Origin of the sequence: Bradyrhizobium sp. SZCCHNGR1005 (genome assembly GCF_032489995.1) — a bacterium.
Classification (GTDB): Bacteria; Pseudomonadota; Alphaproteobacteria; order Rhizobiales; family Xanthobacteraceae; genus Bradyrhizobium.
Genome location: NZ_JAUEZC010000009.1, coordinates 1 through 20,417, shown reverse-complemented (window position 1 = coordinate 20,417; position 20,417 = coordinate 1). Strand labels below are relative to the sequence as shown.

Here is a 20,417-nt window from a genome sequence, read left to right as displayed (position 1 = left end):
CAAGAAAGCTGCTGCAGGGAGGGATTTCTTGCTGCGCACAACCTCTGAGACAGGTTGACTGTCGACAGCGGCCAAGTCGAGCTTTGGGCCGTCACCGGGCCGGACTACGGCCGCATCTGGGATCACGAACTTGTTGCGGCCGTCATGCAGATCACAGGCAACGGCAGGGGGATATACTCGGTGGAAAGTGCCGGGCGCGGTTCGCTTGGCTTTTGGCTCCAGCTGGGCCGCATCCCGTTAAGAACTTGGTATTTTGTTGGGTTTCCTCTTGGAATTGTGGGCTCGGCCTCGCGTGTTGGCCGGTTGAACGAGGGCTGCGCTTCGACTTACCGCCGTTGGGGGCGCCTTACGCGAGTTCGTGAAGAGTTTTGACGTGTCTGAATCATCTGGGAAGGTTTTTCGTGGCATAAGATGTAATTTCGGCATGGAGGAGAGATCGCGGGGGAAATTCACGGCCGAGAACATTCTTCATAAATTTGGCCAATGTAGATGAAGTTTTCAGGCCAAGTGAGCGTTTTTCACGATCGAAGGCTGCCAGAGGCAGCGATCCCGGCCGGCTATGCGGCGCTGATTGACGCCTACCACTTGTCCGTCCCGGTCCCACGCGTCCTCTCCGCCATCGGAACAAAGCACCGCATCATCGATCAAGGGGATGGCGCATCTACACGCCACGTCATGCGCCGGTGGCGACGCTTGAGGGACATCTCACCTTCGCACTCAAGAACGAAGGCCTCGACCTCGCCATCCTGAAGCGGCTCTTCCTTGCTGCGAAGGACGACGAGATCGCGGAGCTTGTGAAGCAGAAGCCAACCGGGCTCTACACCCGTCGCAACTGGTTTCTCTATGAATGGCTGTTGCAGTGCCAGCTCAATCTGCCTACGGCGGACAAGGTCTCCTATGTCGATGCTGTGGATACCGAACTCCAATACGGAAGCTCCGGGCAGAATTCGGCGCGGAACCGCGTCCGCAACAACCTGCCAGGCACACCAGACTTCTGTCCGCTTGTCTTCAAGACGCAAGCGCTCACGGAGTTTGTTGCTCGGGACCTCAAGGAGCGCGCGGTCCACGTAGCATCGAAGTCCTCGTCGCGCCCGAAGACCGACCGATCTTGCTGGACCCGGATCAACCGGTCAAGACCTCTGTGTCGAGGTACTAGATGTTTCGGATCACAGGCGAACGAGTCGATTTCTAATCAGAAGTTGGCGTCAAGTACTCATCGTTGGCCGTCGCTATTCCGTGCCGCTACTCTTCAAAAGCTGTGCGACCTCCATGACCTTTCGGCGAAGACGTTCATCAGTAATGCCGAAGTAGAGCTCGAGCAGCTGACGCGACTCCCGCTTTGTAACGAGTTCACTCCAGTCCTGCGCTTCGGAGGCTTGCTTCGACTCGGCGGACGTCCGCTTCTTGTCCTCTAACTCATCGAAGAACCAAGTGATTGGGACGGCGAGCTGCGTGGCAATGCCGTAGAGTCTCGATGCGCTGATCCGGGTTTCCCCCGCCTCATATTTCTGAATGAGCTGAGACGTCAGGCCAAGGCGCCTTGCCAATTCGTCTTGACTCAAGCCGAGGAGGTTGCGCCTGAGACGCAGTCGCTTGCCCACGTGCTGATCGACCTGGGTCGGCTTTTTCGACGAAACCCTGATCTTGCTGCCGCGCCGGTTCGGCGTGCGGGATTTCGATTTTTTCTGGGAAGGTTCCGAAGGCATCAAGCACCGCGGTTGAATTCTTGTTCCGCACACTCAACGAGGGGTAGTTAATAGGGCATATCAACTTCTAGGTGGCACTATCAACTAGAATTATGTCATGCAGGTTACAAACGCACGGATTATTGGCGGTAGGGACACGAGAATTGCGGGACGTCCAATCCATGCAAGAGCCTCTTCCGACATCGGGGCGCCTACCTGCTCGTCTCAAGATCAAGCATGGGCCGGTAGGTCTGCTCGGACGGTTCTTCCTTTGGGCCGATAGCGCTGCAAAGGATCGCGGAGTAACGCTGTCATTTGGCAGCCTGCAGGATCTCATCGACGTCAACAGGGCCAATTCCGACAGTTGGCGTCCGCTTGTACCGGTTTTTGACCAGGCCCTGGGCGGCGTCACGCCCGAGACAGCCTTTGTGCTGATCGGGCGGTGCAAGGATGGAGAGGTCGTCGCAACGCAAGCGGCGCGCCTCTATGAGTGGCCGGAAACTTCTCTGAAGGAGGAGGCCACTTCGCTGCGAATGTTCTATGCCGATCCTGGCGCCGCTTTCGCGCGCAACGATCGCTGCGAGATCACCGCGCCAATTGCCGAGACAATCACCGGGCGCGTCGTCTTTTCCGGTGCCATCTGGTATCGGCGCGATTTCAGAGGCAAGGACCTTGGAACCATCCTGCCGCGCATTTCACGGGCATACGCCTTCACACGCTGGCAGAGTGATTTCACGATTGGCATGTTGGGCGATGCCGTCATCGCCGGCGGCCTCGCAGAGCGCGCCGGATACACGAAAGTTGAGCGCAGCTGTATCAGACTGGTGGCGGCGCCGCTCGGCGAAATGCGCTGCGGGTTGGCTTGGATGCAGTCTGACGAACTGCTCGCCGATCTTTCAGCGGTCATGGCTTGGGCGAGCGTCCCGGTCACTGGACCCAGCACTACCGAGGAAGCAAACCACTGATATCGTAAGGCGAGGCGGTATGAATATCCAGACCTTTCGTCCTGAGGATTCAGAACGGCTTGTCAAGGAATTGTTCGATTGCATCGACGGCCGGGACTGGGCTGGGCTTTGCGAATTTCTCCACGACGAGGCGATCTATGAGCGACCGGGTTACGAGCCATTCGTCGGAAGGATGGCTATCCTGGACTTCTACCTGACGAAACGGATTATTTCGCTCGGCGAGCACCGCGTCGAGCGAGTGCTGAGCGACGGTGCCAACATTGCGTGCTGGGGCAACTTTTCCGGTGTTGCCAAGAATGGGCGCAATCTCAGCATTCGTTTTGCAGATGTCTACCGCATCAGGGAAGGGCGGATTGATCTACGCCGGACATTCTTCGACAGCCCGGCGATCTAGGGCGGATCGTTGCTCCCTGACGTCAAAGACCGACGCCCCCAGAAGGCATGTTTCTCCGTTTACCTTGTAGGTGAACGGCAAGATCAGACGCCGATAATGGCAGTGAATGCGATCGTTCCTGTCCGGCCGTCTGATCACGGCGTCGACCTCGTCGAGGCGCGGCAGTCGCGTCTCCAGGACGCGGCGGTAGATGCCCTGCACCCATCGGCCGTAATCGTAATCCGGTTGTTCTTCCATGGGCAGGCCCCTCGCATTCCTTCGCCAGGTCTCGCCGTATATTTCAAAGCCAGATCCGACCTCGGTAATCGTCAGCCGCCCCTCGACCGGCTCGACGAGCATGAAGCGCGCACGCAGCGTTTCAGGTAACCGGTCGGCCAGCGCCGCTGAATCGTAGACCTGTTTCGAATCAATCCATTGCGCAAAAAGGGATGAAAGTGCTTCGTCCCTGTTCGCGAGGATGTCGAGCGGCTGCTCTCTGCTCGTGAATGCGGTAGGGGGCGGCTGATGGCTGGCAGCGACCCGCTCGGCGATGTAGGCGATCGTCTGCGCCAGGCTAGGGGCCAGCTTTTCGGCGAACTGGTCCGGGTGGGAAATGATTGTGCGCTCGATTCCCATATCGGCAAGGCAATATAGCGCCGCGGCGATGCTCGTCTGCGACACCGTTTCGGGCCGAAATCGGATGCGCGCAGCATCGGGAGCGATTTTCGTGATCGCCACAAATCCCAGATTTTCGATCAAGTAGGCCAGAAAATCGAAGTCGGGAAGCGAGCAATGCAGGAAGCTTTTCAAGGTCGGTGACCGCGCGTCCCATGCGCGACCCTGGTCATCCAGTACGATCGTTTGCATGTGACCCTCATCGTCACCCCGAAGCAAAGTCGTCCATCTGGCGAGCATTTTTTGGCGAAGTTGTGTCAACTCGTTTTCACTCGTTTTGCTGGATACAAAAATCCGAAGGGTGATCGGCTACGCGCTTTGGCGACGGCGTCTTTTCCTGCGATTTTCGCACTTCGTCTGTCGTTGCCGTCCAGGGCCCGGCGCGGGAGGACGAACTGCTCCTCTCCAGCATGAGTTCCTTGTTGGCAACTAGAATTAGATTTTTTCCATATCAACTAGAATTAGATATTGACGCCAAGCGCGGAATTATGACAACTATAGATAGTCATAAAGATGACGATGCAGATGGGGCGTTAAGGAGTTCGGCATGCAACCGCAAAAACAGTCCGTCGTCGCCAACGGCCATGATCACCACGCTGCAACGCGAGTGGCGGACAAGCTTCGCGATCAGATTTGCTCCAATCGTGACCTGACCTTCCTGATGGAAGCTCATGACGGTCTATCGGGCGCGATAGCCGAGCGTGCAGGTTTCAAGGGACTCTGGGCATCCGGCCTGTCGATTTCATGCGCGCTCGGCTACCGCGACGCCAACGAAGCATCCTGGACCCAGCTCGTTGACGTCGTCGAGCGCATGGTGGACTCGACGGACCTTCCAGTGCTTGTCGATGGCGACAGCGGCTTCGGCAATTTCAACAATGCACGCCTTCTGGCGCGCAAGCTTCAGCAACGCGGCGCTGCCGGCCTTGCGCTGGAGGATAAGGGCTTTCCCAAGATGAATTCGTTCGTCGGTGATAGGCATCCGCTTGCCGATACCGGCGAGTTTTCGGGCAGACTGCGTGCTGTAAGAGATACGGTAGGCGACGACTTGGTCCTCGTCGCGCGTATCGAGGCGCTGATTGCTGGCCACGGAATGGACGAGGCGCTCACCCGTGCCCATGCCTATGCCGAGGCCGGAGCTGATGCCATTCTCATTCATTCACGCAAGAACGTTGCGGATGAGATCCTCTCCTTCGCCGGCGCCTGGCAAAACAGGCTTCCCGTCGTGATCGTCCCCACCAAATACTACCGAACGCCCGTCGCGGCCTATCGTGAAGCCGGTATCTCGACGGTGATCTGGGCCAATCACTCGATGCGAGCGGCGTTCGCCGGGATGAGAGACATCTGCGGCCGCATTGTCGCCGAGGAGAGCATCGCCGGCATCGAAGGCGAAGTCGCCTCGCTTGACGAGGTCTTTGGTCTGATGCGTTACGGCGAGCTCGCTGCGGCCGAGGAGCGATATCTGCCGACATGCAACGGAAGTGATCGCGCGAAAGCGTGATTCCCGGGCTTCATCCCCAGCATAGAAACCTTCCCAACGCGGAGATCGTGCCATGCTTCATTCAACGCTAGAGGCCCCGAGACCAAATCAGCTGCCAGAGCCGGATATCGCGGAGGTGATCCGATGGCGCGATAGTTCCTACGCGTCTGATCTCTATATTGCAGCTGTCTCATGGCTCGACCTCTTCACCTATATCGAGGAAAACCCTGTGAACGAAGCCGCGCTGCGCGGGCATTTCCAGCTCAAGGAGCGGCCGACGCGAACGATGATCAGGCTCTTTGAATCCTGGGGGCTGCTCACCAATGTCGACGGCAAGCTGTTCGCGACGTCTTCCGCGCGGCGGTATTTGAGCCGAAACTCAAGCGAGAATATTTCCTCCTACATCGCGACCATGAAGTACAAATCATCGGTCCGGGAGATTTACGACGTGCTGCGCCTGGGCGCGCCTGACACCTGGCATGTTGATCGTGGCGACACGACCAATTGGGACGCGCTGATGCAAACCGACGATTTTGCCGACCTGAATACGCGCGGAATGGAGGAGCGCGGCCGGATCTTTGCGCCTGATCTCGCGCGACTGCTTGATTGTTCACAGGACACGGCACTTCTGGACGTGGGAGGAGGATCGGGTGTCTATTCGGCGCACCTGCTCAACCGGTATCCCAACCTGTCGACGACGATATTTGAGCGTCCTCCCGTCGACCAGCTCGCCATGCAATGTCTGGCCGAGCGCAAGCTGACGGCGCCAAGAGCGCGTGTGGTCGCCGGAGATATGTTCGTCGATCCGTTTCCCACGACCGCTTCGCTCCATCTATATTCACATGTCCTGCACAATTGGGGGCCGGAAAAGGTCCGACTGCTGCTGGAAAAATCCTTTCAAAGCCTGCCGTCTGGCGGACGGGTGGCCGTCTACAGCTGTCACCCGGACGACCGAGGCGGTCGCCCTGCGCCGATTGCGGAGGCGGAATACTCGGTTCTGCTGACGACCGGCTATGAGGGCTGCTGCTACAGTTTCGAGGATATGCGCTCCCTTATGGAAGACGCCGGCTTTCATACCGTCGACTATCGAAAGTCGATCTGCAATCGAAGTCTCATCACGGCGCGAAAGCTCGCCAACAGCTCCAGCTGAACGAGAGCTCGGTCTGGACGAGATCGCTGTCTGAAGGCGTTTCGTCCGATCTTGGTGTCGTCGATGCCGACGACACCAAGCGCTGCGCTCCGGCTGACGTCGGAGAAAAGTCGGCCCCTCGGGAGGGAAGTCTCAATGACTTTGTCGACAACGATACTCTTGGGCCTTCTAAAGCAGCAGAAGTACGAGTTCTTTTCCGGCGTACCCTGCTCGAATTTCGCTGATCTGTTCCAGCAAGTGTCCGTGGACGACGATATCGTGTCAGTCCCGGCGGCGAGCGAAGGCAGCGCGTTATCACTTGCCGTCGGCGCGACCCTGGCGGGGCGACGAAGCGTCGTTGCTCTCCAGAATTCGGGTCTGGGAAACATCATCAATCCGCTGACATCGCTGGTCCAGGTCAATTGCATTCCGACACTACTTCTGATCTCTGTGCGGGGACACGCCGACGAGCCCGAGGACGAACCGCAGCATCGTATAATGGGGGCCAATACCCACGCATTGCTCGATCAATTGGCCATCCCATGGAGCGAGTTCGACGGGACGCCACAGGGGTTCATGGCGGTCCTCCTGAAGGCCGAAGAGGCATTTGAGCGGTCGGTCTCGTTTGCGATTTTGGTTCGGAAAGGTCAGCTGTCGGCGGGCCCAGGCGGCGTCGTCAACGGCAAACAACCAGTAAGCGATTATCCGCTCAGCGTCGGGTGCGCTCTGGAAATCGTTGGCGAAGCCCTCCAACCCACGGATCTCGTGGTTTCAACGACCGGCTTCATTTCGCGCGAGCTATTTCGTCTAAGCGACCGCCGGGAGAATTTCTACATGCAGGGGTCGCTCGGCCATTGCAGCGCGGTGGCCGCGGGGGTCGCGCTCGCGCATCCATCGCGTCGGGTGGTCGCGCTGGATGGCGATGGCGCCGTGCTGATGCATATGGGGGTGTTGTCGACGATCGGATACGCATCTCCTCGAAATTTCGTTCATATCGTGCTCGACAACGAAGGTTACGTTTCGACTGGAGGGCAGGAATCAACCTCGGTCACTTCCTCGCTCGAAGCGGTTGCTTTGGCCTGCGGGTACAGCGCGGCCACCCGCTGTCTGACCGGCGCCGAATTGGGCGAGGCGGTTGCTCGAAGCCTGTCCACGGAAGGTCCGCACTTCGTGCTGTGCAAGGTCAATCGATCGCATTCGCGCTCGCTGCCGCGCGTGACATCGCTTCACAGCCCGGAGGAGAATAAACAGGCGTTCCAGATTGCGCTGAGTCAGCCGCGGGCCCTGCATGTCCAGGCGTCATCGGCGGGAGCGGCCCGGTGAAGCACCAGGCGGTCAATACGCTGACCAGCTTTCTCTGCCTCTCCTTCGTCGTCATTATTTGGGGCACGAATTGGCTTGTGATCAAGGAGGCCCTGCAGTCTTCGCCACCGCTGCTTTTCACCGGCATCCGTTTGCTCGGTGGGGCCATTGCCATCGGAGCGGCGCGACTGTGTCTTGGATATCCACTCCGGCTCGGTGGTGTTGGAAAGGGCAGACTAGTCGCCGTGGGTCTCCTTCAAATGGCCGGAGGCCTCGGGCTGAGCCTGGCCGGCTTGCAGTATCTCGATGTCGGGACCAGTGCCCTGATCTTTTATACGATGCCCTTGTGGCTCGTCGCGATCGAATGGGCTGTCGATCGCCAGCGGCAATCGCTCCTCGACGTCATCGCGCTGACCTGCGGCATGCTTGGTCTCGGGCTGCTCGCCTCCGGCGCCAATCCAGCGGCGACACCTCATGGTATCCTGGGCATTGCGCTGCTTTCGACGGCGGCTTTCAGCTGGGCACTGGGAACCTGGATCCATAAACGCGCGCCCAGCGGCGGCGACGTGTGGAGCCGTACCATCTTTCAATTGGCGATCTCAGGCGCAGTTGTGATCGTTGCCTCGGTTCTATTGGAACGTCGTCCGGACTGGAACCAATTGCCGGACCTTGTCTGGCCCATCGCGTTCAACTGTATCGTGGCGACCGGGCTAGCATTCGTCGCTTGGTATCGTGCGCTGAGCTTCATTTCCGCACAGATCGCATCTCAGAGCCTCGTGCTTATTCCGGTCGTTGCCTTGGTTGCAGCCGCCGTCTTGCAACGGGAGACCCCCACGACCCGTGTCGTGGTCGCCTGTGTCCTTATCGTGGTCGGTGTCACGATCGTGATCTGGCATGCTGGCGGTCAAAGGACCCAACCCTCTTGAGCATGATGCCACGCACGTGAACGGCAACGATCGGCAGCGAACACCATATGGAGTCCGGCGATGTTTAACTCGACACGTCTTCTTCAGCCAATGAAGGTCGCGGGAGAGGATGTCCTGACGGATTTGTCCATCGACGTTCGGAATCCGTTTACCGATCAGGTGATAGCGGCGGTGCCGCAGGCGAGTCCCGAGCATGTTCGGCGCGCCTTCGCGATCGCCCGGGCATTCCGTCCCAGGCTCACAAGGCGTGAGCGGGCGCGGATCCTGCTCGCCACGGCTGAGGCGATCGAGGCAAACCAGGACCGGCTTGCACAGCTCATTACATCAGAAAGCGGCCTGTGCTTGAAGGATTCGCTGCGCGAAACCGTGCGAGCCAGAGATGTCTGGTCATTTGCGGCGCACGCAGTAATCCAGGACGATGGGGCGATTTACGCGGGCGATATCGGAGGGACAGCGCAGAGCCGGCGCATATTTGCGACCAGGACGCCTCTTCTTGGGGTGATCTCAGCGATCACACCCTTCAATCATCCCCTGAATCTCGTGAGCCACAAGCTCGCTCCGGCGATCGCGACCAACAACAGGGTCGTCCTCAAGCCAGCGGAGACGACGCCTTTGACCGCGCTCGCTCTTGCCGAGCTGCTTTATGAGGCGGGACTGCCACCGGAAATGTTGTCGGTGATCACCGGGGATCCGCGTTCGATAGGAGAGGCGATGATTAATGACCCGGACATCGACTTGGTGACGTTTACCGGATCGGTGAGCACCGGAAAGAGAATTGCCGAGCGGGTGGGATACAGAAGGCTGGTGCTCGAGCTCGGCGGCAATGATCCTCTGATTGTCATGAGTGACGCCGACCCCGATCGCGCCGCCAGATTGGCGGTGGAGGGCGCGACGAGAAATTCCGGGCAACGCTGTACTGCCGTCAAGCGAGCACTTGTCGTCGAGGGCATCGCGGACCGCTTTGTCGAAGCGACCCTCCCTCTGATGAAGCGGCTCGCAGCAGGAGATCCCATGGATCCCAACACGGATGTGGGGACGGTCATCAACGCGAAAGCGGCGTCAACGATTGCCGGGCGCGTCGAGGCGGCAATTCGCGAGGGCGCCCGTCTGCTGCTCGGCAATACTCCGCAGGGCGCGCTGTACCCGCCGACGATGCTGGACCATGTCCCGCCTGAATGCGAGTTGGTGCACGAAGAGACCTTTGGTCCTGTTCTGCCGATCATTCGCTGCCCGGAGGATGTCGATCACATCATCGCCATCGCAAACTCATCGGCCTTCGGTCTTTCGGCGGGACTGTGCACAAACAGGCTCGACCACATCACCCGCTTTGTGGATGCCTTGGACGTGGGGTGCGTCAACGTGTGGGAAGTCCCTGGATACCGGACGGAGCTGACGCCGTTCGGCGGCATCAAGGATTCCGGTCTCGGCCATAAAGAGGGCGTGCTGGAGGCCATGAAGAGCTTTACCAACATCAAGACCTACTCACTGCCGTGGTGAGATAAGCTTCAATCCAGGAGTTTGGACGCAGCCGCTTCATCGGTGACTAGGACCTGGCAGAAGCCAGCCAGCAGGCCAGCGCGAATAATGTCGACCTTGTGCTCACCTCCGGCGGCGAGGATCCGATGTCTGATCTGAAGCACATGCTCGATCGGTGGGTTGATCGTCCGCTGTACCAGGGGATGGCGAAGGGGCTTACCGGCTGAATCGAGGTAGTGGCCGCAAATATCTCCGACGGCGCCGGCGTCAAGCAGCGAAGCCCAGGTCTCGCGAGAAATGACGTCATATTCGAGCGCCTTCGATTTCGGAGACAGGTCGATCGCGCTCAAGAGCGCAACGTCGAGAGAGGGCACCATCGCGAGCACCGAACGAACAGGTTCGCTCGCGACCAGAATGTCTCTCAGCTCCGCGGTCTCGGCGAACATCGGCGCGGTCAGATAATAGCATCGCGCGCCAAGCGCTCGGGCGATCATGGTTGCGTTGTCATACGGATTGATCGGCGCGCTTTCGGCAAGCCCGCCGGACATCAGGACGACGCGGGTGCCGTCTCCCGATCGCTGCGGCAGGTTTTGAGCGGCGGCATTGATGGTGCCTCCCCAGGTGATTCCCAGTGAACCCGACGGCGGGAGGCATTCGGCGACGTATCGCGCGGCGGCAGCTCCGACGAAAGAGCGCACATCGGTGCCGCCCATAGGGACCGGCACCACGATCGCGTGACGCAGATTGAATTTGCGGATGAGTTCTTCTTCGAGCTCGGTCCGCAGGCCCGCGGGGTCGGCGATCGTGATTTGCACGAAGCCGCTTTCCCGTGCCTCGCCAAGGATGCGGTTGACCCGCTTGCGGGTCATCTTCAGCCGCTGCGCGATCGCGTCCTGGGTTTGCCCCTCTCTGAAGTAGTACCAGCAGATCTTTGCTACCAGTGCGGCCTCGGTCCGACCATCGCCGGCTTCGCCTTCGCCTGGTGCCGCTTGCGGGCCTCTAATCAACACGCCCGGGCCCTCCGATTCGGCTTCAGGAATCTGCTGTTTGCCTGTTCCGGGGGCGGAATGGCAACCCATCAGGCTTTTCCACAGCTCATATGCTGCGACCCAAATGTACCTGGTTCGTCACAAATGTGTTATGGGTTGCCTCTATCTGTCCGCCGAGCTTGGAAACAGGAGACGGTCCATGCGTCGGCTGATCATCGCAACATTGCTGTTGTGCGGCGGGGCGACGTCCGCCGTCGCGGAATTTTCCGACAACAAGATCATTATCGGTGTGATGGGTGATCAAAGCGGAGTCGTTGCGGACGTCGGCGGACCCGGATCGATCGTGGCGGCCCGTATGGCGGTCGAGGATTCTGGTGGAATCGCTGGCGGCGTCCCCATCGAGATCATTGCTGCGGACCACCAGAATAAGCCCGAGGTTGCCTCTGCGATTGCCCGCGAATGGTTCGACCGGCGCGGTGTCGACGTGATCGTCGACCTGCCGCATTCAGGCGTGGTCTTCGGGTTGATGGCCATTGCCACCGAAAAAAGACGTTCCTTGATGATATCTGGTGCCGCAAGCGTTGAGATCACCGGAGCGCGTTGCTCGCCGTTTGTCACGCACTGGACTGACGACACCTATTCGCTCGCGCGCGGGACCGCCGCCGCTCTGGTGCAGCAGGATCTGAAGTCCTGGTATTTTCTGACTGCGGACTATGCATTCGGCCACGATCTCGAAAAGGACGCCACGCGCTTGGTCGAGGAACGTGGGGGCAAGGTGATCGGAAGTGCGCGGCACCCTCTGAGCACGGCCGACTTCTCTGCCCTTCTGCTGCGCGCGAAATCCTCGCAGGCCCAGGTCGTGGCGCTGGCGAGCGCTGGTGCCGATACCGTCAATGCCATCAAACAGGCCGGTCAGTTCGGTATCATCCGTGGGGGGCAGCATGTCGCGGCTCTCCACGCGTTTGTCACCGACATCAACAGCGTCGGGCTCGAAGCGGCCCAGGGCCTAATCATCACGACCGGCTTCTATTGGAATGACACGGACGGCACTCGCGCCTTTTCGGAGCGCTTTTTCAAGGTTCATGGACGCATGCCGACCCGAGAGCAGGCTGGCGTCTATACGAGCGTGCTGCACTATCTCAAGGCCGCCGACAAAGCGAAGACCGACGATGCCGCGCTCGTGAACGCGGAAATGCGAAAGCTGCCGGTCGATAAATTCGGTCAACAGGTCCGCATCCAGGAAAACGGACGGGTCATCTACGATCTTGGGATTTATCGCGTGAAGACCCTGGCCGAGAGCAAGGGCCCGTGGGACTATTATGAGCGGATTGCCACGGTCCCGGCCGATACCGCCTTTCGCTCGAATGAGACGGCGGGCTGCGCCGCTGCGAGCGTTCGATGACGACCATCCTTCTTGATCGTCCGCGGCTGGCAGCCGCACCGATTGCCTCGGCCGTCGCAGGGCGAGCTGCAGCTTCGATGCTGACCGCTCGCAACCTGGCTGTTCGGTTCGGTGATTTCGAGGCGCTTCGTGGGGTCTCGCTCGATCTCGATGCAAGGGCAATTCATGCGGTGATCGGGCCCAACGGGGCAGGCAAGACCACGCTGTTCAACGTGATCAGCGGCTTTACGAAACCGAGCGCTGGCCAAGTTCGTCTCAACGGTGTGGATGTGACGTCAGTTTCGCCGAACCGACTTGCGCGGCTCGGGCTCGCCAGATCGTTTCAGATTTGCTCGATCTTCCCCAATCTCTCCGTCGCCGACAATGTCGGTACGGCACTCGCGCTGAACGTGCGGGGTCTGCAGCTCCTGTGCGGTCGCTCGAGACGAGACGAAAATGAAGCAAGGGTCCGGCATCTTCTCGATCAGGCCGGGCTCGCGGACGAAAGCAAACGCCGGGCTGCGGATCTGCCCTATGGCCGCCGGCGACTGCTTGAGATCGTCACGACGATCGCGATTGGACCGAAATTTCTGCTGCTCGACGAGCCGACCGCTGGCCTGGCCCGAGAGGACATCGCGCCCGTTGCAGCTCTGATCAAGACGGTCGCTGCCACCTGCGGCGTCCTTCTGGTGGAGCACAATCTGCAAGTCGTGAAGAGTCTGGCGACGAAGGTCACGGTGCTCGCGGAAGGCGCGGTCCTCTGCGAGGGGACTTACGACGACGTCGCGCGGGACCCTCGCGTGATCAACGCCTATATCGGAGCCGACCGCTGTGCCTGACGCCGTTTCGCTGCGCCTCTCGGACGTGGAAGCTTGGTATGGCGATTCCCAGGTGCTGTTCGGCGTCGGATTCACGGTTCGGCCCGGCGAGGTCACTTGTCTGGTCGGTCGCAACGGCGCAGGCAAGACAACCATCCTTCGCGCCATCATGGGGTTGCTGCCGCGACAAACCGGCAGCATTGTCCTGTCCGGGTGCGACGCAAGCGGACTGCGCCCATATGAGCGCACAAGGTTCGGCATCGGTTATTGCCCCGAGGAGCGGGCGATCTTCTCCGGCCTGACCGTCGAGGAGAATCTCGCCCTTCCTCCAGCGGTTTGCGCCACAGGCATGGTCAAAGCCGATATCTTCGCGCTGTTTCCGAATCTTCGCACCAGGGGACGCCACTACGGCGATCAGCTCAGCGGCGGTGAGCAGCAAATGCTCGCGATCGCCCGGATTTTGCGCACGGGCGCGCAGACGCTTCTACTGGACGAGCCCACCGAAGGACTGGCGCCGGTCATCGTGAGACAGATCGAGCAGGTGCTGATCGAGCTCAAGCGCCGCGGCTACACGATCCTGCTTGTGGAACAGAACCTCGATTTCGTCCTGCATCTCGCCGATCGCGTGGTGGCGATCGAAAACGGTGAGGTTGCGGACGATCTCGAAACCCGAGGTGGCGAGCACGTCAAGGCTCGGCTTCTCCAACGTCTTGCGCTGTGAGTCCTGCATGATGGACCTCATCCTCGGCTATCTGACGATCGGCCTCGTCAATGGTTCGTTCTACGCGCTGCTCAGTCTCGGGCTGGCGCTCATCTTCGGCCTTCTCAACGTTCTCAACATGACGCATGGCGTGCTCTATATGATGGGCGCTTTTGCTGCATGGGCCGGTTCTCGATATCTCGGATTGGACTATTTCGGGGGGCTGGCTTTCGCGCCGGTGTGCGTAGCCGCTTTCGGCATGATGCTCGAACGCTGGCTGCTGCGTCGAACCTACGGCCTCGATCCGCTCTACGGCTTCATGCTGACCTTCGGCGCGGCGATGGTCGTTCAGGGCGCTTTCCAGGCCCAATTCGGTTCAACCGGACTGCCCTACGTCGCGCCGGATTGGTTAGCCGGTGGGGTTGATTTCGGCTTTCTCTATTTCCCCGTATACCGGCTTTGGGTCGTTGCTGTGGCGCTCGTCACATGTGTGATCGTCTGGATCGCCATTGCTCGCACGCGTCTGGGCTCGATACTGCGCGCCTCGTCTGAAAATGCAGCCGCTGCTGAAGCCCTCGGCGTTGGCGTGCCTCGTGTCTTCGCCGCTACTTTTGCCTTGGGCTCGGGCCTGGCGGGACTGGCAGGCGCGCTGGCCGCGCCGATCTACCAGGTCAGCCCGTTGATGGGTTCGGACATCCTGCTTGTCGTGTTTGCGATCATCGTTATCGGCGGCATGGGTTCGATCGCGGGAACCATCGTCTCGAGCTATGCGCTCGCGCTGATCGAGAGCCTGACGCAGGCGCTGGTCCCGCAGGCAGCGAGCTTCGTCGTGTTCGCCTTCATGTGCATCGTGCTTCTGCTTCGCCCGCAGGGGCTCTTCGGCATTCCGGTCGTCCGGTCCCATGAATTCATGGCGGCCCGGCTTTCCTGGATCGAGCCCGCCGGAAAGGATGCCGCCGCCAAACGCACGAACGGCATGGTGCCGGCGCTCGCTGCCGCGGCCGCTCTCGTGGCGCTGCCGGTGCTGCTCTATCCCGTTTATCTGATGAAGGTCTTCTGTTTCACAATCTTTGCCGCGTCATTCAACTTCCTGCTCGGGTTCGCCGGTATCATGTCCTTCGGCCAGGCGGCCTTGTTCGGTACGGCGGCCTATCTCACTGCTCATGCGGCGAAGGAGTGGGCCCTCCCACCGGAAACGGCAATCGGCATCGGGATCGCGGCCGCGCTCGGTCTTGGACTTGTGATGGGCATCTTCGCGATCAGGCGCCGTGGCATCTATCAGGCCATGATCACGCTGGCGATCGCGCAGATGATCTATTTTGTCTATCTGCAGGCCAGCTTCACCCATGGCGAGGACGGCATTCAGTCAGTCCCCCGCGGCATGTTGCTGGGACTGATCGATCTGCGCGAGGACGCCAATGTCTATTGGCTCAGCGCCGCTGCCATGCTCGGCGTGCTGTTCGGCCTACGTCGTTTGATGAGTTCCCCGTTCGGGATGATGCTGATCGCCATTCGCGACAATGAACGCAGGGCTCTGTCGCTGGGGCATCATGTCGACGCATACAAAGTCGCTGCATTCGGCATCGCGGCTTTCTGCGCTGGTGTGGCCGGCTCCCTCAGTGCCATCGTCTTCCAATTGGCGACCTTGTCCGACGCGCATTGGCATCTCTCGGGTGAAGCCGTGCTGATGGCATTGATCGGCGGTATCGGGACATTTGGGGGCCCTCTCATCGGCGCCGCTGTCTTGGTAACGATGCAGCATTTCCTGTCGCCGTTCGGTTCCTGGATCCTGGCTGTTCAGGGGGCCGTCTTCATTCTTTGCGTCCTGCTGTTTCGCGACGGGCTATTGCCCCAGGCCCTTGCACTCACCGCAAATCTTCGTCGGCAACATGCGACCTCGGACAACGCCGCGGTCCCGCGGGTGGCGGAGGCCGTCGGTCAATGAATGACGCATCAGGCCCCCAGAGGCTCGCGCTCGTTTCGGACTGCAGGCGATTGAATGAATTGTCAGCTCGTACGATCGTCAATGCGATCCGCGATCGTCGGCTGACAGCGGCATCCGTGATGGAAGCCTGCCTCGAGCGGATCGCCACTCGCGAACCGCAGGTGAAGGCCTGGAGCTTTTTGGATGCGGATGCGGCGCGGGAACGGGCGCGGCTGGCAGATGAATGTCAGGCCGCGGGATTGCCGCTCGGCCCACTGCACGGCCTGCCAGTCGGTGTGAAGGACGTGTTCGACACCAGCAACATGCCATCCGAATACGGCAGCGCAAGCTTGCGTGGGCGCCGGCCGACCGAAGACGCTGATGCCGTCAGCGTGCTGCATCAGGCCGGGGCGCTCATCGTCGGTAAGACCAGCACCTCCGAATTCGGCATGTATCATCCCAGTCCGACCCACAATCCCCTGGATCTGTCGCGGTCCCCCGGCGTGTCGTCGGCGGGCTCTGCGGCGGCCGTGGTCGATCATATGGTTCCGCTGGCGCTCGGTACCCAGCACACGGCATCCACGACGCTGCCAGCTTCGTTCTGCGGTGCGTTCGCCTTCAAGCCGTCATTCGGGTTCACGAGCATGCGAGGATCGAACGTGCTGGTCCCGCGCATGGCGCATATCGGTCTGCTGGCCCGGTCCGTCGACGATCTCACGCTATTCGCCGGAGCATTCGATCGCAGACTTACGGAGGTCGAACCACTGCGGCATCCGCCGAGGCTCGGCTTTGTCCGTGGACCGGGCTGGGACCGCGTCAGTCCCGACGCGCGACAAGCTCTTGATCGTTTGGTTGCCGGACTGCCTGTGGCCGTAGCCGCAGTCGATCTGCCTGGCGAATTCGACATGGCGCTTGAGGTTGTGCTCGGCCTTCTGAACGCTCATCTGGCAAATCGTTTCGGTGTCCTGCCGGAGAAGACCTTCCGCAGCTTCTGCCCTCCGCTGCAGGAGGGGATCGTTGCCGGACGCGCGTTGAATGCTGCGCGTTATCTCGAGCTCGAAGCCATGGCCGACCGGCTCGGCGCTCTGGCCGCGGCATTGTTGTGTGATCATGACGCCTTGCTCACACTTTCCGCACCGGGTGAGGCGACGCGCCTCGAGGAGGGGCCGGGCTCCGGCGTCATGTCCATGCCCTGGAGCCTGTGCGGACTACCGACCGTGTCCCTGCCGCTGCTGCGCGGAATAAATGACATGCCGATCGGTGTCCAACTCGTTGGCTGTCAAGGGGGCGACCACGATCTTCTGCGTGTGGCGGCATGGCTCACGGATGCTGTAACCCTCAACGGTAAGTCTTTTCATGAACAAGTCTGATTGGATATTGACCGATGCCACGCCAAATCGCGCGGAGAGAGCTCTACTCCGAGTGAACGGGCGCGCCTACGCCTGGCCGAAACGTCCGGCTGTGGTCATCTGCTTCGACGGCTGCGATCCGGCCTATATCGAATCTGCCAGCTCCGCCGGAGCCATCCCCGCCATCGATCGGATGCGGCGCGAAGGCTTCAGCGCCTCGGCGCTTGCGGCAATGCCGACATTCACCAACCCCAACAACGTGTCCATCGTATGCGGTGTGCCACCCGCCGTTCACGGTGTCTCCGGCAATTTCTATCTCGACCGTGATACCGGCGCAGAAATTATGATGGTGGATGCGACTCCCGTGCGCGCGCCGACGATCCTGGCAGCCTTCTCGCAGGCAGGAGCCAGGGTTGCTGCCGTTACCGCCAAGGACAAGCTGCGCAGAGCGCTCGGCCATGGGCTCGACGGCATCGCGTTCTCCGCCGAGAAGGCCGACCATGCAACCGAAGCCGAGAATGGAATCTCCGCAATCAGTGCGCTGGTGGGGCGTGGAGCGCCAGATCAGTATTCCGCCGATCTTTCGTTGTTCGTGCTCGATGCCGGAATTCGCCTGCTTGAGGCGCGTCGGCCGGACCTGATTTACCTGTCGCTATCCGACTACGTGCAGCACAAGCATGGGCCGGATGCTCCCGAAGCGATCGCCTTTATGCACGAGGTGGACCAGCGGTTCGCAACATTGATCGCGCTCGGCGCCCGCCTCGGAATTGTCGCCGACCATGGCATGAACGACATGGCCCACCCGAACGGTGAGCCCAACGTCATCTATCTTGGCGACCTGCTGGATGCCGCCTTCGGGGCGGGTTCAACCCGCGTTATCTGCCCGATCACGGATCCCTTCGTACGTCACCATGGCGCTCTCGGCGGCTTCGTCCGTGTCCATCTTCAACGGACCGGGATTTCGAGCGGCGCGGTGCTGGAGTTCATTCGCCAGATTCCTGGCGTCTGTTTGGCCGCGTCGCGTGAGGAAGCGTGCCTGCGCTTCGATCTGCCGGAGGATCGTGAAGGCGACATCGCCGTGGTCGCCAGGTCGGGCGTCGCCCTCGGCGCTCGTGCCCGCGACCACGACGTTTCGCAGCTCGCGGGCGAGCGGCTGCGTTCTCATGGCGGCCTCGCTGAGCAGGCGGTTCCGTTCATCCTCTCTCACCCGCTGCGGCCTGGGCTGGCGGAGGGCAGGGCAGGGCAACGGCTCCGCAACTACGACGTTTTTTCTGCACTGCTCAATGATGTGGAAGTCTGACCATGCGTCGCGCGGTCCTCGTCATCCTCGATGGTCTACGCCGTGATCTCGTGACGGCCCAGACCACGCCTCGTCTGGCGGCCTTCGCTGGGCGCTCCGAGCAGTTCGCCGCCCATCGCACGGTGTTTCCGTCTTGCACGCGGGTGGTTTCGGCGAGCCTGGCAACCGGTTGCCATCCGGCGCGCCACGGCTTGCAGGGCAACACCATGGCGCTAATGGAGAACGGGCGACTCGTTCGGCACGACGCGGGCCGGCCCGACTTTCTCCAGCATAAGCGACGCGTCACCGGTCGCGCATTGGCGGTGCCAACCTTGGCGGAGTACGTAACGGACAGCGGCGGTGCTGTCATCTTCAGCAACGTATCGCCAGGAGCGGCCTATGCGCACGATCCGGATGGATTTGGACGGGTCTATCATCGGGCCGGATCGTACGGCCGCGGCCGGGTCCCGCTGCCGCAAGACGAACAGCTCCGCGTCACGCTGGATGTAGAGGGTGACCGGGCGATGACCGAGCGCTTCATCCGCGAAGCGGTGTTGCCCCAGTCCGATCCTCCTGCTCTTGCGGTGCTATGGCTCGGCGAGCCGGACGCCACGCAGCATGTCTTGCCGATGGGATCACCCGGTCATCTTGCGGTGCTGGAAGAGGCCGACCGCAATGCGGGGCGGGTCATGGACGCGGTGGCTAGGCTCGCGGACCGGGACGATATTCTATTGCTGATAGGATCGGATCACGGTCATCAGACGGTCGCAGGCGTCGTCGACATTGATGAAGAACTGGTCGCCGCCGGATTGAAGGAGAGCGCTGATTCATCCGACGTGGTCGTCGCCTCCAATGGCACCTCCGCGCTGCTCTATGTCCATCCCGATTTCGTCGCACGCACGCCCTCGCTTGGCGACTTCCTTGCCAATCAGGAATGGACGGGCACTGTTCTCGATGGCAGCGCTCTGGGGTCGGTGGGGCAGTCCCGGGATCATGGCCTTGCTTTTGCGGTCTCAATGCGCGCGAGCCAGGAAGCCAACGCCTATGGCGTAGCTGGCACCAGCCTCGTTGCGGAGCGCGCCGGCGGCAAGGCAGATATTCTCGGCAGCGGCCAGCACGGCGGCCTCGGCGCAGGCGAGCAGGCGCCCTTTCTCATGATCGAGGGCGCCGGCTTCAGCCGTGGCGCGGTGAGGCAAGAGCCTTCCTGTGTCGTCGACATCGCGCCAACCATTCTTGCCCATCTTGGGCTTCCTGGTTCTGGAATGGATGGGCGTCCGCTTCAGGCCGCGCGGGGAGGCCAGGATGGCTGAGATCGAGCTACGCCACATCGAGAAGAGCTATGGCCAAACCGCCGTCGCGAAAGGAGTTTCGCTGAGCATTCGCGATGGGGAGTTCCTTACCTTGGTAGGGCCCTCGGGATGCGGAAAGTCGACTTTGCTGCGGATCATCGCTGGGCTGGAGGCGCAGGATCGCGGCGAGGTCGTGGTGGGCGGCCGCTGCGTGAACGACAAGCGCCCCAAGGAGCGCGACGTCGCCATGGTGTTTCAGTCTTACGCGCTCTATCCACATCTTAGCGTGTTCGATAATCTCGCGCTGCCATTGCGGACCCGCCGCCTGACCTTTGCCCAGCGGCTGCCGCGTGTGGGCCGTGCATGGCCGGGACGTGCCGGCATTGAAAAGGCGATCCGCAGTGAGATCCAGCAGGCTGCTTCCATGCTCGACATCGCCCATCTGCTACGCAGCAAGCCGGGCCAACTTTCGGGCGGTCAATGCGAGTGTGTTGCGCTCGGCCGCGCGATGGTGCGGCACCCCGCAGTGTTTCTGATGGACGAGCCGCTGTCTAACTAACTAATACTACTGCGTCACAAATTTCTCCGCGTTTTTGGCGCCGAGACAAGGCCGCAACATGGACATCGGGGCAATGTTCTTACCAGGGCTCGGATCAGCCGGACGCGCATGGTTGCGATCG

General features: G+C 60.9%; 19 protein-coding genes and 2 pseudogenes. 16 read left to right on the top strand and 5 right to left on the bottom strand.

From position 1 onward, the window contains the following. Nucleotides 1–54: 54 nt before the first annotated feature. A pseudogene (locus QXZ85_RS28530) lies at nucleotides 55–202 on the top strand (DUF932 domain-containing protein); the annotation flags it as partial. Between the two features lie 442 nt (nucleotides 203–644). Here the strand turns inward: QXZ85_RS28530 and QXZ85_RS28525 are convergent. Beyond that, nucleotides 645–1,067 (bottom strand): hypothetical protein, encoded by a 423-nt coding sequence (locus QXZ85_RS28525; protein WP_315768906.1) that lies wholly within the window; start codon nucleotides 1,065–1,067, stop codon nucleotides 645–647. A gap of 162 nt (nucleotides 1,068–1,229) precedes the next feature. After that, nucleotides 1,230–1,706 (bottom strand): helix-turn-helix transcriptional regulator, encoded by a 477-nt coding sequence (locus QXZ85_RS28520; protein ID WP_315707203.1) that lies wholly within the window; start codon nucleotides 1,704–1,706, stop codon nucleotides 1,230–1,232. 161 nt (nucleotides 1,707–1,867) lie between these two features. Here QXZ85_RS28520 and QXZ85_RS28515 point away from each other — a divergent pair, with 161 nt between their 5' ends. Continuing rightward, nucleotides 1,868–2,650 carry a hypothetical protein gene (locus tag QXZ85_RS28515; RefSeq protein WP_315707204.1) on the top strand — a complete coding sequence of 261 codons (783 nt, stop codon included), beginning with the start codon at nucleotides 1,868–1,870 and terminating at the stop codon, nucleotides 2,648–2,650. A 19-nt stretch (nucleotides 2,651–2,669) separates the two neighbouring features. Beyond that, entirely contained in the window at nucleotides 2,670–3,044 is a 375-nt protein-coding gene (locus tag QXZ85_RS28510) for a nuclear transport factor 2 family protein (RefSeq protein ID WP_315707205.1), read from the top strand. Here the strand turns inward: QXZ85_RS28510 and QXZ85_RS28505 are convergent. Together QXZ85_RS28505 and QXZ85_RS28500 are read right to left on the bottom strand one after the other, a co-directional pair. After that, nucleotides 3,009–3,890 (bottom strand): hypothetical protein, encoded by an 882-nt coding sequence (locus QXZ85_RS28505; protein ID WP_315707206.1) that lies wholly within the window; start codon nucleotides 3,888–3,890, stop codon nucleotides 3,009–3,011. The two genes, QXZ85_RS28510 and QXZ85_RS28505, sit on opposite strands and share 36 nt — an antisense overlap. A 313-nt stretch (nucleotides 3,891–4,203) precedes the next feature. After that, nucleotides 4,204–4,371: a hypothetical protein gene (locus QXZ85_RS28500; RefSeq protein ID WP_315729505.1), complete on the bottom strand. Its 168-nt coding sequence runs from the start codon at nucleotides 4,369–4,371 to the stop codon at nucleotides 4,204–4,206. On the opposite strand from QXZ85_RS28500, the gene aepX reads away from it, so the two are divergent. The 5 genes from aepX (at nucleotide 4,360) to phnY (ending at nucleotide 10,029) form a co-directional block, all read left to right on the top strand. Next, nucleotides 4,360–5,196, top strand: a complete 837-nt coding sequence (gene aepX, locus QXZ85_RS28495; protein WP_315743462.1) for a phosphoenolpyruvate mutase — start codon at nucleotides 4,360–4,362, stop codon at nucleotides 5,194–5,196. The two genes, QXZ85_RS28500 and aepX, sit on opposite strands and share 12 nt — an antisense overlap. Nucleotides 5,197–5,248: 52 nt before the next feature. Further along, a complete protein-coding gene (locus QXZ85_RS28490) occupies nucleotides 5,249–6,325 on the top strand; it encodes a methyltransferase (protein WP_315707208.1) in 1,077 nt (358 codons plus the stop codon). A gap of 135 nt (nucleotides 6,326–6,460) precedes the next feature. Continuing rightward, nucleotides 6,461–7,627, top strand: coding sequence for a phosphonopyruvate decarboxylase (aepY, locus tag QXZ85_RS28485; RefSeq protein WP_316175384.1), 1,167 nt, complete (start codon nucleotides 6,461–6,463; stop codon nucleotides 7,625–7,627). After that, entirely contained in the window at nucleotides 7,624–8,532 is a 909-nt protein-coding gene (locus QXZ85_RS28480; RefSeq protein WP_316175386.1) for a DMT family transporter, read from the top strand. The genes aepY and QXZ85_RS28480 overlap by 4 nt, the downstream gene beginning before the upstream one ends. A 60-nt stretch (nucleotides 8,533–8,592) precedes the next feature. Next, complete coding sequence (gene phnY, locus QXZ85_RS28475; RefSeq protein ID WP_316175388.1) at nucleotides 8,593–10,029, top strand: phosphonoacetaldehyde dehydrogenase; 1,437 nt, start codon at nucleotides 8,593–8,595, stop codon at nucleotides 10,027–10,029. A gap of 8 nt (nucleotides 10,030–10,037) precedes the next feature. On the opposite strand, the gene QXZ85_RS28470 is transcribed toward phnY, so the two are convergent. Then, nucleotides 10,038–11,018, bottom strand: coding sequence for a sugar-binding transcriptional regulator (locus QXZ85_RS28470; protein WP_315743449.1), 981 nt, complete (start codon nucleotides 11,016–11,018; stop codon nucleotides 10,038–10,040). 178 nt (nucleotides 11,019–11,196) lie between these two features. On the opposite strand from QXZ85_RS28470, the gene QXZ85_RS28465 reads away from it, so the two are divergent. The 8 genes and pseudogenes from QXZ85_RS28465 to QXZ85_RS28425 all read left to right on the top strand — a co-directional run. Continuing rightward, nucleotides 11,197–12,399 (top strand): ABC transporter substrate-binding protein, encoded by a 1,203-nt coding sequence (locus QXZ85_RS28465; RefSeq protein WP_316175390.1) that lies wholly within the window; start codon nucleotides 11,197–11,199, stop codon nucleotides 12,397–12,399. Next, nucleotides 12,396–13,217, top strand: a complete 822-nt coding sequence (locus QXZ85_RS28460) for an ABC transporter ATP-binding protein (protein WP_315707213.1) — start codon at nucleotides 12,396–12,398, stop codon at nucleotides 13,215–13,217. Before QXZ85_RS28465 ends, QXZ85_RS28460 begins: the two co-directional genes overlap by 4 nt. A 52-nt stretch (nucleotides 13,218–13,269) precedes the next feature. Continuing rightward, the gene (locus QXZ85_RS28455; RefSeq protein WP_315707214.1) at nucleotides 13,270–13,917 is read left to right on the top strand and encodes an ABC transporter ATP-binding protein; all 648 of its coding nucleotides are present in this window, start codon (nucleotides 13,270–13,272) and stop codon (nucleotides 13,915–13,917) included. A 7-nt stretch (nucleotides 13,918–13,924) separates the two neighbouring features. Further along, complete coding sequence (locus QXZ85_RS33875) at nucleotides 13,925–15,841, top strand: ABC transporter permease (protein ID WP_409977503.1); 1,917 nt, start codon at nucleotides 13,925–13,927, stop codon at nucleotides 15,839–15,841. 59 nt (nucleotides 15,842–15,900) lie between these two features. After that, nucleotides 15,901–17,190 carry an amidase gene (locus QXZ85_RS28440; protein ID WP_316175392.1) on the top strand — a complete coding sequence of 430 codons (1,290 nt, stop codon included), beginning with the start codon at nucleotides 15,901–15,903 and terminating at the stop codon, nucleotides 17,188–17,190. Beyond that, nucleotides 17,177–18,469 carry a phosphonoacetate hydrolase gene (phnA, locus tag QXZ85_RS28435; RefSeq protein ID WP_316175394.1) on the top strand — a complete coding sequence of 431 codons (1,293 nt, stop codon included), beginning with the start codon at nucleotides 17,177–17,179 and terminating at the stop codon, nucleotides 18,467–18,469. Before QXZ85_RS28440 ends, phnA begins: the two co-directional genes overlap by 14 nt. Before the next feature lie 2 nt (nucleotides 18,470–18,471). After that, nucleotides 18,472–19,758: an alkaline phosphatase family protein gene (locus QXZ85_RS28430; RefSeq protein WP_315768912.1), complete on the top strand. Its 1,287-nt coding sequence runs from the start codon at nucleotides 18,472–18,474 to the stop codon at nucleotides 19,756–19,758. Next, nucleotides 19,751–20,293: pseudogene (locus QXZ85_RS28425) on the top strand (ABC transporter ATP-binding protein); the annotation flags it as partial. The gene QXZ85_RS28430 and the pseudogene QXZ85_RS28425, both read left to right, overlap by 8 nt. Nucleotides 20,294–20,417 lie beyond the last annotated feature (124 nt).